Annotated in this window: 8 protein-coding genes; 2 read left to right on the top strand and 6 right to left on the bottom strand. The window is 36.7% G+C overall.

The genetic code is table 11. The annotated features are described in order from the left end of the window. Positions 1-81 precede the first annotated feature (81 nt). The 6 genes from OEA66_RS05750 to OEA66_RS05725 all read right to left on the bottom strand — a co-directional run bounded on the left by OEA66_RS05750 (position 82) and on the right by OEA66_RS05725 (position 9838). Positions 82-1341: a glycoside hydrolase family 88/105 protein gene (locus OEA66_RS05750; RefSeq protein ID WP_267280480.1), complete on the bottom strand. Its 1260-nt coding sequence runs from the start codon at positions 1339-1341 to the stop codon at positions 82-84. A 12-nt stretch (positions 1342-1353) separates the two neighbouring features. Next, the gene (locus tag OEA66_RS05745) at positions 1354-2364 is read right to left on the bottom strand and encodes a DUF4861 family protein (protein WP_267280479.1); all 1011 of its coding nucleotides are present in this window, start codon (positions 2362-2364) and stop codon (positions 1354-1356) included. 43 nt (positions 2365-2407) lie between these two features. Then, positions 2408-3856, bottom strand: a complete 1449-nt coding sequence (locus tag OEA66_RS05740) for a pectate lyase family protein (protein WP_267280478.1) — start codon at positions 3854-3856, stop codon at positions 2408-2410. A 16-nt stretch (positions 3857-3872) separates the two neighbouring features. Then, positions 3873-4898: a pectinesterase family protein gene (locus OEA66_RS05735; RefSeq protein WP_267280477.1), complete on the bottom strand. Its 1026-nt coding sequence runs from the start codon at positions 4896-4898 to the stop codon at positions 3873-3875. Positions 4899-4991: 93 nt separating this feature from the next. Further along, entirely contained in the window at positions 4992-6818 is a 1827-nt protein-coding gene (locus tag OEA66_RS05730) for a RagB/SusD family nutrient uptake outer membrane protein (RefSeq protein WP_267280476.1), read from the bottom strand. Positions 6819-6829: 11 nt separating this feature from the next. After that, complete coding sequence (locus tag OEA66_RS05725; protein ID WP_267280475.1) at positions 6830-9838, bottom strand: SusC/RagA family TonB-linked outer membrane protein; 3009 nt, start codon at positions 9836-9838, stop codon at positions 6830-6832. 876 nt (positions 9839-10714) lie between these two features. Between OEA66_RS05725 and kduI the strand changes: the two genes are divergently transcribed. Then, positions 10715-11551, top strand: a complete 837-nt coding sequence (gene kduI, locus OEA66_RS05720) for a 5-dehydro-4-deoxy-D-glucuronate isomerase (RefSeq protein ID WP_267280474.1) — start codon at positions 10715-10717, stop codon at positions 11549-11551. Positions 11552-11561: 10 nt separating this feature from the next. Then, complete coding sequence (locus OEA66_RS05715) at positions 11562-12344, top strand: gluconate 5-dehydrogenase (protein WP_056075317.1); 783 nt, start codon at positions 11562-11564, stop codon at positions 12342-12344. The last annotated feature ends 18 nt before the right edge of the window (positions 12345-12362 follow it).

Raw genomic sequence — 12362 nt, 5'->3', positions numbered from 1 at the left:
GTAGCTTAATAAAATCTCAGATTTAAGCCTTAATAAATCTTAACTTCTTAAATCTCCTTAATGGTTTAATGGTTTTAAAAATTATTTTTCAAATTCCAAACTCGCCAAAATAAATGGTCCTGTTCCTTTTCCGTCATTCGAACGGATCTCTTCATTCACGTAATATTCGTAAGAACCGTCTCTGTAAGGTTTTCCTCCCAGACCGGCAACGGCACAACATTTATTTAAATTTACAACACCATTTTCATCAACTGTGATCAGATTTTTGATGATTCCGTCGTAGCCTTTTTTAGCGGCAGCTTTGTATGATTTTGGCAGGTAACCTTTGTTCACAGATTTGATCATTGTATAAACAAACATCGCTGAAGCAGTTGCTTCTTCATAATTACCATTGGTTAAAGGCTTATCTAAAACCTGATACCAAAGACCAGATTTTTTATCCTGAACTTTGATTACCGCATCAGAATAAGATTTTAAATAAGAAATAATTCGTGCCCTTCCCGGATGGTCTTTAGGCAAATAATCCAAAACATCTACCATTGCCATTCCGTACCAACCCATAGCTCTTCCCCAGAAATTAGGTGAAAGTCCGGTTTCTTTGTTTGCCCAGGCTTCTTTTTTGCTCTCATCCCACGCATGATAAAGCAATCCTGTTTTTTTGTCTAAAAGATTTTTTTGAACTGAGTCGAACTGCATAACAATATCATCGTAAGCTTTCGTTGCATCTGCACCTTTAGTAAAATCTTTGGTGTAATGGGTATAAAAAGGCATTCCCATGTATAGACCATCTAACCAAACCTGATTGGGATAGATTTTTTTATGCCAAAAAGAACCTTCATTCGTTCTTGGCTGTCCGTCGATTTGCAGACGTAAAGTTTGAAGCGCTTTTAGGTATTTATCTTTTTTCTCTTTTTCGTAAAGATAAAGCAATACGTTTCCGCTGTTCAGCATATCGATATTGTACTTGTCAAGGTCGTAGGTTACGATGGTACCGTCTTCCTTGATTAAAGTTTCACCGAAACCGCTGATGTAGTCGTAATATTCTTTTTTACCTGTTTTGATGTAAAGCTGTTCGGCTCCATCCAACACAATTGCTGAAGGATACGTCCATTTCGGACTTTTGCTGAAATCGAGCATCCAAGCTTCAGGGAATCTCTGCATTTCTGATAGCATCATTCTTTCAGACCATTTCAGGTTGGTAGGAACTACTTTTCCTGATTTTGCGGTTTGTGTTGTCGTTTTTGCAGCCGTTGCCGTTTTTGTCTGTGCACAGGCAAGGAACATTCCCGAACCTAAAACCGCAACAGCGTATATTTTTAATTTTTGATTAATAAAACTCATTGTAAGTCAATTTTAAAGTTGATTGTTATTATCTAAAATTTCTAATTTTTTATCTAAATCTCTGTAGAATTCTTCTTCCGTTTTAATTCCGTTTGGTTCCTGTGACCAGGCTCCCATAAAGTAATACGAAACATTTTTGGTCTTTTTGAAAACCACCACATGAGTCGATTTTGTTTTTACAATTTTATCTAAATTTCCGATAGGGTAGAAGATCACCATTCCCAGATTATCTTCTTTTTTAGCCAAAGTCTGCGTTCCGTATGTTGCAATGTAGCCCCATTTTTTGTTTTTACTGACCGCCTCTTTCATGGGAATATCTTTAAAAGCGACAATTCCGGTACATAATCCTGAAATTGTTTCATTTAAATTTAAATCCACTTTCACAAAACGGTCTCTGTTGAAAATTGTCAGCTTCGACTGAAGGTCAACCGCCTTTCCCCACGTTTTCCAGCCTTTGTAATCGATGGTTGCGAAAGATTTATCGCTCTCATTAACAACTTTTGCAGTGGTGGTTTTTACGGTTTTAAAAGTTTCCACAAAATCATTCTGATCATCATATCTGCCATAAGAACCGACCCCGATGGTACGGCCGGATTTCAGAATGTCCTGTCCCCAGGGCGCGTCGTGGTGATACGTTTCAAAGCCGTCCTGTCCGACGTCCGGCAACACCAAAGTATTTACTTTTTTCCCGAAAATATCTGTAGCATTTCTCCAGTCAAGGTATAATCTGTAACCGATCTGATTGTTTTCCAAACCGATTCCTTCGTATCTGATGTAGTAAGAATGGTCGGTATGTTCGGCCGGAAGTTGCAGTTCGTTGATGTTTTTAAAGGCTCCGCCAATGTACTCGTTGCCCTGCCATTTTCCGCCGTCTTTTATTGATAATTCTGCGTAAGAAAAAGGTGCTTTCGGGTTTTTGCGGATTTTCTCAATCACATTTTTCTGCGCGAACGATGAACCGCTTGCGAAGACAGCTCCCGCCAGAAGAATTTTGAATAAGTTTAATTTTATCTGTACCGACATTATTTTTTATTTTAGATAACCTTAAAGTCTGAAAGTTCAGTGACTACCGTTGATTTTCGGTTATTTTTTTAACGAGGTCATTCATATACACCTCAATATTATCATAGTTTTTATCTAAATCTTTTCCGTTGGCATTGGCCGTTTTCGGGTCTAGATTATTTTTGATTTCCCAATCATCGGGCATTCCGTCGTTGTCTGAATCAAGAGGAACCTTTCCTGGTTTTAAAACAGGGAATCCGCCTACATCTTCCTGAGAATCGATGATTCCGTTGTCACTTCCAAGCGAACCTTTGTGAGAGAAAGTTCCTTTTTTCACATGTTCCAAAACACGTAGATCAACAGCATCTCTCACCAAACTTGCACCTCCGATTTTTAATATTTTTTCGTAGGCCTCCTTTGGAGATTCAGTTTTTACGTTATTCTGAATATCGTGAGGCTGATTGATTTTAATTGAATTTTTATCAGCATCCGTCAACTTATACGCAGGTTTCATTTGATTAAAAACGCCTAAATTCCAGTTGTCTGCAGTAACTTCCGGACTTCCCTCCACCACATTTCCGTTGATGTAATATTTGCCCCAAATGTTGTAAACCTCAGTGCCCTCTTTTTCATTTTTATCAATTGCTACAATTCTTTTATTCGTCATGGTCGCAGGACCCGGTTTGTAGTAATTGTTAACCATATTCACATTCATCCCTTCACCTCCGTAGACATTATTGTGACCCCAGTTGTAAATGACGTTATTTCTGAAATCGGTCAGATCGGTCAGCGCAAATTTACTTCCTGCATACTCTCCCAGTCTTGGATTTCTGCTGTCGTGGTTTGCATAAATATTATGATGAAAAGATGCGAATTTTCCACCGGCAATTCCGCCATAGCCGTGAGCGCCTTTCTGGTGGGCCGAATTTCTAAGGCTTTCTGTAATTACACACCACTGAAGCGTCGTATTTTCGTTGACGTAGATTGAAACCGTCTCGTCTGTTGACCAGCTCATCGAACAGTGATCAACGATTAAATTTTTTATAAATCTTGCGCCTAAAGCATCGCCTTCATACTTTTTTTTATCACCCATTCTGAAACGCATATAACGAATAATCACATTGTCTGCTGCTACAAAAGTTTCGTAGTTGGCAACGGTAATTCCGTCTCCGGGAGCGGTTTGTCCGGCAATCGTGACGTCGCCTTCTTTTATTCTTAATGGAGATTCAAGGAAAATTGTTCCGGCAGTTCTGAAAACAATATATCTCGGACCTTTCTGTTCTAAAGCGTGTCTCAAAGTTCCTTCCGAACCGTCATCTGTCAGTTTAGTTACAAATAAAACCTTTCCGCCACGTCCGCCGGTCGTAAATCTTCCAAAACCTTCAGCGCCGGGGAAACTGATCAGCTTTCCTGAAACCACTGTTTTGGAATCGGCTGACGTTTTTACCTGACTGGTACAGTTTTGTAAAGATAAAATTCCCAAAAGGAAGAGTGAAGAAAAAGCGTATTTCATTGAAAACTTTTTGAGATTATTGAGATACTTTTTTGAAGTTCCAGTTGTCTTTTCCGGACAGAATATTTTTGGCAGTATATTTTTTACTTTGTTCTTTTGTCAGCTGATGAGACCACGAAACGCGTTTCCCGACATTAGCTCCTGCACCTTTAGAATTGTATTCTGCGTAGAAAGTAGTCTTCTCTGCATCAGGTTTAGACCAGTTATGCCAACCTTCCGGCTTAATTGTGGAATCGATTGCACAATTAATATAAACTGTCTTTGCAAATGGTCTCCACGGACGACCCAAATATACAGAATTTGCATCGGCATTGCCTGTTAAATTACAGTTAATAAATACATATCCGAACTCATTTCCTTCAATTGTAGAAGCGGCGGTAACGTAGGATGCATTCTTTTTAGAGTATATCGTGCAGTTTTCAAAAACCGCAGTTCCGGCTCCGAAAATATAGTCGGTAGTTCCTTCGATGTAGCAGTTCTTAAAATAGTTTCTGGAAACTTTAGTTTTATCCGGATTGTCCTGTGCGCCTTTGGTATAAAGTGTATCCTGAAATCCTAAGAATTTACAGTTTTCAAAAGCAATTCGGTCCCCTGTCGTTAAAACGGCCACGGCCTGTCCAACTGGTCCTGCATCGTTTTGAAACGTAATATTTTTAGCTGAAAAATCGTCAGAGAAAATAAAAATGCTTGATGAACCTGTAGTTCCAATGTTTTTACCTTTAGCATTCTGCTTTGACGCGTGATCGCCGTAAACTAAAATGGTATTTTCTGCATTTTCTCCAATCAGAGTGATTGGACTTTTTGCAGGATCTACTGTGATTTTTTCTCTGTAAGTTCCGGGTTTTACAATGATTTTTGTTCTTTCTTTTTTTCCTTCTTCAACAGAATTAATAGCCTGCTGAATGGTAGTGAAATTTCCTTTTCCGTCTTTCGAAACGATGATGGTTTTACCTTCATGCATTTTGAAAGAGAGAAGAATGATGACAACTACTGAAAATAGAGATAAGAATTTAATATTATTTTTTAGACCTAAAACCTGCATATAGCTGAATTTTTCTTTGAAGAAAAGTACAGACCTTCTCCCCGAAAGAAGTAAGTCTGTACTGAAAATTAATTAATATGAATGTATTTTTTGCTAATAACCGTAGTCTTGGGTAAGAGCAGGGTTATTTTGGATAAATTCGAAATAGATTGGTAAAAGTTCTCTCTTATTCACTTGGAAATATTGTGCATATCCAGCTGAAGGATCACTTACATAGGTAGGTAAAACTCCTGATCTCCACGCAATTTTCTTATATCCTGTAGGAATTGTTGTTGATTGACTTGGTACATAAAATACATCTGCTTTGGCTACTCCGGTATTTGTGAATACATCAATTGTAGTAATGTTTTGCTGAGCTGTTTTTGTAGGATCAAATGCAGAAACCTTATAGTAAATATCTAATGGAACGTTTGCATAAGCACCCACTCCGTTGATGAAGTCTGTTAATTTCTGTTTTGTTTCAGCAATTTTTGTTGCTAAAAGATTCCATCTGATTAAGTCATATTTTCTGATTCCTTCAGAACCAAGTTCAAGCATTCTTTCTTTAACGATATAATTAAAGAAACCTACTTTGTCAGTAGGAATTGTTCCTACTTGGCCTAAGTTACCTGTATAAGCTCTGTTTCTTACAGCTTTTACTGCATTGATTGCATCTGCAGAAGGTGCACCGTGAAGTTCATTATCAGCTTCAGCAAACATCAACATTACATCAGAAACTCTCAATAATGGCCAGTCAACCGCTAATGTTTGAGAAGGTCCTGTAATACTTGTCCAAGACTTTCTGTATTTTGAATCGGTGAATGAGTTTGCTGCAACTAATTCTGCCTGATTTGTAGCATTAACTGTGAAAATTCCGACATTCATATCTCTTCTCAAATCATATTTTGTAAACTCGTAGAAATATGTTGGCAATGCATTTATACCGCCACCACCTTTCCAGCTTGAGTTATCGTGATGTTTAAGACCGTTGTAATATCCTATTTTAGAGTCGGTTCTTGTACCACCTCCGAAAGCTCCAACTGAGAAAATAACCTCATTCGTTGCATCTTGAGCATTAGTATGAAGAGCTCTGAAAACGTTTTCGTAGCTTGGGTTCAATGAATGTTCTCCAGCATGGTTCATAATATCTTTACACTCATCGAAAGCAATTTGATAATATTTCTGAGGATTTGATCCTTGAGCCATAACTTGAGGGTTTCTTCTTAAAGAATATCCTGCTCTTGCTAATGCAATTCTTGCTCTAAGGCCTTTCACGAAACCTTTAGAAATTCTGTTGCTTGTTGTTCCACCTTCAGATCTCCATGGAACTAAATTTGCAGCTTTTGCTAAATCGTCAATCATCTGATCATAAATTACATCACGATCTGTTTTTGGTACATTTTGATCCGGAATATCAGAAGCTGGAACAAGATAGAAAGGAACATCACCCCAGTTTCTGATCAATTCATAATAATATTGAGCTCTAAGAGTTAATGCTTCACCTAAATATCTGTCCATTAGTTTTTTGTCATCAGTAGTACCGCTTTGATAAACAGGCGATAACGGGATGTTTTTAATCACTAAATTGGCACGTTCGATACCTGTATAAAGTTTCCCAAATGGATTGTTTAATTCTGTATTTGTTGTACAAGCTCCAAAAGTTGCTACCCCTCTTCTGTCATTACAGTTATAGCTTCCAGAAGTTCTGAAATCGTCACCAGACTGAGGAATAATCAAAGATAATCTTTGTCCGTATCCGTCGTCACCTCCAAGTTGAGAATAAACTCCAACCAATGCTGAGAATGTATCTGCAGTACTGTCAAATTGTTGAGCCTCAGAAATGCTTGAAAGGTTTTCGGGATTAAGGAAATCACTGCAGGAATTGAAGAACAGAGCTCCCGCAAGACAAGATAAAATAAGTATTGATTTGCTTTTTTTCATTTTTAAATTTTTTAGAAAGTGATATCTACTCCTGTTACAAAGAAACGGCTTCTAGGATAAGCTGCGTAGTCTACCCCCGGAGTTAAAGGATTTCTTCTTGTACTTGCTTCAGGATCGTAGCCTGAGTACCCAGTAATTACAAATAAGTTGTTTACTGTTGCATATAGTCTGAAGTTTTTCACTCCGATCATTTCTAAAGAACCTTTTGGTAATGTATAACCTAAAGTAACGTTGTTTAATCTTAAGAAAGATCCGTCTTCAATTCCGTAAGAGTGAAGAATATATTGTCCTGTTGGTGGAGTCCACATTGTTGTATTAGCATTTAAAGCAGCTAATTGAGTTGGGTCTGTCACTTTTACACCTGCATTGTCAAACCATCTCCATCTGTCAGCAACAGCAGCATCCATGTTGTTGTCTCTGTACAAATATTGAGTGGTGTTTTCGATTTTGTTAGCGTTATAAACTTTATTTCCTACAGAGAAATTAAAGAATAAACTCATATCGAAATTTTTATATCTAAATGTTTGGTTGAAACCTCCGTAAAATTTTGGAAGTGCACTTCCTAATTCCTGTCTGTCTGCGTCGGTAATCTGTCCGTCACCATTCAAATCTCTTAATTTAAGATCTCCCGGTTGTACAGCTTTTGCTCCTAAAGCAATTGCACTACTACTTGGAACTCCAGCTTTCAATGTATAAACCTTAGTTGCTGCATTGTAATCGAAATCTGAAATCTCATATCTGCCTTCAGTTACATATCCGTAATAAGTTCCTACTGAGCTTCCTACCTTAGCAATAAAGTCAAAACCTCCGATTCCTCCAGACTGTACTAAGTAAGAATCCTGTCCACGACCTACGCCACTACCCAAACTTAAAATTGTATTTTTATTGGTAGAAATGTTGGCATCCATTTTCCAGTTGAAGTTTTCATTGTTTACGATCACTCCTCCTACAGTAAATTCAAGACCTTTGTTTCTTGTTTTTCCTGAGTTTTGGAACTGGTTTGCATATCCTGGGAATGGCACTTTTGCCAATACCAATAGATCTTTCGTATCTGTAATATATCCGTCTACACTACCATAAAGTCTTCCTTTGAAAAATTCAAAATCAATACCTGCGTTTTTAGATACTGTAGCTTCCCACTTTACATTAGGATTTGCCTGAGTTGTAGAAACTGCAGCTCCCGGTGTAACGGAAGTACCGAATACATACCCGTTGTTTGCATTGATGTTGTAGAAGTTTGCCCAAAGGTAAGATGTGATTCTGTTATTCCCGGATAGACCATAACCTACACGAAGTTTTAATTCATTTAACCAATCAACATCTTTCAAGAATTTTTCTTCTTTTACTTTCCATGCTAATGAAGCAGCAGGGAAATAACCCCATTGATTTCCTTTCATGAAAACGTTGGATCCATCGGCTCTTACTGATGCAGTAAGGATATATTTATTAGCAAAAATGTAATTTACACGTCCGAAGAATGAAGCTAAACGATCCGGTGCCACCACAGCCGTTCTTGCTGCATCCTGTATTAATCCTGCAGGTGGAGTTGCCGCTGCAATATTGGCAAATGCCTCATTAGGAAGGATAGATTTTGGAAACCATTTTACATAATTGTTGCTTGATTCTCCATCTGTTTGGATAATTTCCTGGCCTAATAAAACATCTACTTTATGCTGACCGAATTTCTTGGTATAGTTTAAAGTATTGGTATTGGTAATTCTTCTTGTCTGTGATCTGTCAAGCTGTACAATAGGCATATCTGCGTTTGCTCTTGCCTGAGAAGTTACCGTACCCCAAAACTGATTGGTTGAAATATCTCTTTGTACATAACCTACAACACTTCGGAATGTGAGATCTTTCGTAATGTTATAGTTAATATAAGCATTTAATAACAAGTCATTAACTCTATTATCTCTTATTTCGCTGTCATTTAAAAGTAAAGGATTTACTAAGTTGGTATTAGTCGCATAGTTTGGATCAAAATCATCAACAGGAACAGATGAACCTCCTTCAAAAGGTTGGTATCTTACAGAGTTTCTCAATCTGTTATTACTTTGAGAACCAGTGCTTGAAGTTCCTACTCCGGTAGTTAAAGATCTACCGTATCTTGCGTTGATCCCAAATTTAAGTTTTTTACTGATGTCGTAATCATACTTAAAGTTTGCCATGCTTCTTTTAAACCCGGAATTAAGCATAATTCCATCCTCATCCACATGATTTAAAGTAAATGAAAAAGCAGACTTTTCAGATCCTCCGTTTACACTAAGGTTATGAGTGAAGTTGAATGCTTCCTTACCAAAAAGCTCGTCCTGCCAATCTCTTTTCTGAACAGATTTATACTTTTCTAATTCCTGATAAGTGCTACCATATCTGTTGTTAAAAGCGATATCATCAGCGTCACCTATTACACCATTCTTTTTGTATAATTCATACTGGTAAAGAACAAATTCGTAAGGATCTAATACATCAAGCGTATTCATAATCTTTCTTACCCCTGTAAAACCATTGTAATTGATTGTTGTGATTGCTTTTTTACGTCCACTTTTAGTGGTAATCAAAACAACCCCGTTTGCACCTCGAGAACCATAAATTGACGTAGATGAAGCATCTTTTAAAACTTCAATAGATTCAATTTCTTTTGGTGAAAGAATTGTCATTGCATTATCCATTTGTATACCATCAACGATATATAATGGAGCGTTGCTTCCTGTAATTGAAGTTCCCCCTCTAATAGTAATGTCTACATCACCTCCGGGTTTTCCTTCACTTGCCTGAACCTGAACTCCGGCAAGTCTACCCTGAATTGCTTCAGCTGCAGAATTTACGGGCATATCTTTCAAGGCTTCTCCTTTTATAGATGATACAGCGTTGGTAACATCCTTTTTAGAAACTTTATTATATCCTACCAAAACGACCTCATCAATTTTGGTTTCTTTATCTTTTTCCTGAGCCATAGCCAGTACAGGAAGAAGGAAGACAGTTAAATATAACCACTTTACTGATTGTACCTTTTTATCCATTTATTGTATCCTTATATAGTTTAATTGTGGTTTGAGAAGCATTAAAACTTCTCAAGTTTTTTTGGATTTTTAAGTTTTCTGTTTTTTTAGTGATATTTTATTTATTCTTACGCTTATATAGAGTGCAATCGATTGCGTAAAATTTCACATTAAAATATCTTGGCTCCTAAACTAATATTATTTTTCATTATGCAAAGAAAAAAATGTTATTTTTTTATTAATTTCAATATTTAATTTGTTAATAATAGAAAGATTTATATAAATTTAAATGATTTAATTGTTTGTAAATCAGTTTATTGTAAGGTAATTGCTTTATTGTTAATGTTAATTAAAAAATATTGAATTTTATACTGTTTAAGTTTTAAAAACCAGAAAAATGAAGCAAATTGATTGCATTTTTAGTTAATATAAATTCCCATTTTTGCTAGTCAGAGGCTAATTTCAAAAAAATAAAGTGATTTTTATCAGTTTTTTTGCTGTTAAATTTTAAGTATTTTATTAATAGCAATAAATTGGGTTAATTTAACATCTTATATATATAGAATGGCTTTTATTCTTATATATAACACATTTGAACGGATTTGTGTAAAATTAATGGCACGATTTTTATTTTTCATACTTGTTAGTCTTTCATTTCGTTAAAAAAACTACCTGTTTTTAATATTAAAACAGCAACTTACAATTTATTTTTAAATTTTATTTAATTGTTTATCAATTGATTATAAATTAAAATTAATTTTTTGTTAACCGAATACATATAATTTATATATTTAACCACAAGTATTTCTGTACAATTTTAGTGTAATTTAATGCAATCGATTACGCAATGTTTAACAGGTTTTTTAGAAACCGTAATTTAAGTTTAAAATTTAGAGTATGACAAAATCAGAATTTCGTTACGCCCATCATCCTGAAGATGTAAAAAAATATACAACTGAAGACCTGAGAAGGGAGTTTCTAATCAATGATTTATTTAATGAAGATCAAATCAATGTAGTGTATTCTATGTACGACAGAATGATCGTAGGAGGTGCAATGCCTGTAAAAAGCGCATTGAAACTTGAACCTACTGATGATCTGAAGGCAGAAAACTTTCTTGACAGAAGAGAATTAGGAATCATCAACGTTGGCGCTGCCGGAAAGGTAACCGTTGACGGAGAGGTTTTCGAACTTGGAAATAAGGAAGCTTTATATATAGGAAAAGGCGCAAAAGATGTTGTTTTTGAAAACGGAAATGAAGGTCAGACTTTATTTTATTTCAATTCTGCACCTGCGCATCACACTTTTCCTACAAAGAAAATCACTAAAAAAGAAGCCGAAATTGTAGAATTAGGTGAAGCAAAATACGCCAACAGACGTACTATCAACAAACTAATCGTCAACAGCGTATTGGAAACCTGCCAGCTACAGATGGGAATGACCGAGCTGCATGAAGGAAGTGTTTGGAACACCATGCCTTCTCACACGCATACCCGAAGAATGGAAGCTTATTTTTATTTCGATCTTGAAGAAGGGCAGGCGGTAAGTCATTTTCTTGGCCAGCCGAACGAGACCCGTCATATCTTTATGAAAAACAATGAAGCAGTCTTGTCTCCGGAATGGTCTATTCACTCAGGAGTTGGTACTTCCAACTATACTTTTATCTGGGGAATGGCAGGAGAAAATATGGATTATGGCGACATGGACGCTGTTAAAACTAACGAACTAAAGTAATTTTTTCTACATGAATTTATTCGATTTATCCGGAAAAGTAGCCGTTGTAACCGGCGGTACTCACGGATTAGGAATGGCAATGGCTGAAGGTCTTGCCTCTGCAGGTGCTGAACTGGCAATCACAAGTACAACTCCCTCAAAATTAGATGAAGCCTTAGAATATTATCGCAGTAAAGGATATAACGCTACAGGTTATCTTTTTGATGTGACAGACGAACTGGAAGCCGCTCAGAAAGTAGCATTAATGCTTGCTACACATGGGAAAATCGACATCTTAGTCAATAATGCAGGAATCATCAAGCGTGTTCCGGCTTTAGAGATGGATGTTGCAGACTTTAGAAAAGTAATCGATGTAGATCTTACCGGTCCTTTCATTATGTCTCAATTGGTTGGGAAACACATGATCAAAAGACAGTCCGGTAAAATCATCAATATTTGCTCAATGATGAGTGAGCTTGGCCGTGACAATGTAGTAGCATATGCTTCTGCAAAAGGCGGACTTAAAATGCTGACTAAAAATTTAGCAACAGAATGGGCAAAACACAATATTCAGGTGAACGGTATCGGTCCCGGATATTTTGCGACAACCCAAACAGAACCAATCAGAGTAGACGGTCATCCGTTTAACGATTTTATCATCAGCAGAACTCCGGAAGGAAGATGGGGGAACCCGGAAGATCTTGCAGGAACGGCTATTTTCTTAGCTTCAGACGCGAGTAAATTTGTCAACGGACACATTATTTATGTAGACGGCGGTATTTTGGCGACCATTGGGAAACCTGCTAATGAATAACACAAGAATTTTACAGAA

It is taken from the genome of Chryseobacterium luquanense (assembly GCF_026460945.1).
In the GTDB taxonomy this organism is placed as follows: Bacteria; Bacteroidota; Bacteroidia; order Flavobacteriales; family Weeksellaceae; genus Chryseobacterium; species Chryseobacterium luquanense.
This window is presented reverse-complemented; position numbering and strand designations above follow the sequence as displayed.

Excerpts from the sequence above, each read along its gene's own strand:
- OEA66_RS05715 (WP_056075317.1), top strand. The coding sequence starts at position 11,562 with ATGAATTTATTCGATTTATCCGGAAAAGTAGCCGTTGTAACCGGCGGT.
- OEA66_RS05730 (WP_267280476.1), bottom strand. The coding sequence starts at position 6,818 with ATGAAAAAAAGCAAATCAATACTTATTTTATCTTGTCTTGCGGGAGCT.
- OEA66_RS05745 (WP_267280479.1), bottom strand. The coding sequence starts at position 2,364 with ATGTCGGTACAGATAAAATTAAACTTATTCAAAATTCTTCTGGCGGGA.
- kduI (WP_267280474.1), top strand. The coding sequence starts at position 10,715 with ATGACAAAATCAGAATTTCGTTACGCCCATCATCCTGAAGATGTAAAA.
- OEA66_RS05725 (WP_267280475.1), bottom strand. The coding sequence starts at position 9,838 with ATGGATAAAAAGGTACAATCAGTAAAGTGGTTATATTTAACTGTCTTC.
- OEA66_RS05740 (WP_267280478.1), bottom strand. The coding sequence starts at position 3,856 with ATGAAATACGCTTTTTCTTCACTCTTCCTTTTGGGAATTTTATCTTTA.
- OEA66_RS05750 (WP_267280480.1), bottom strand. The coding sequence starts at position 1,341 with ATGAGTTTTATTAATCAAAAATTAAAAATATACGCTGTTGCGGTTTTA.
- OEA66_RS05735 (WP_267280477.1), bottom strand. The coding sequence starts at position 4,898 with ATGCAGGTTTTAGGTCTAAAAAATAATATTAAATTCTTATCTCTATTT.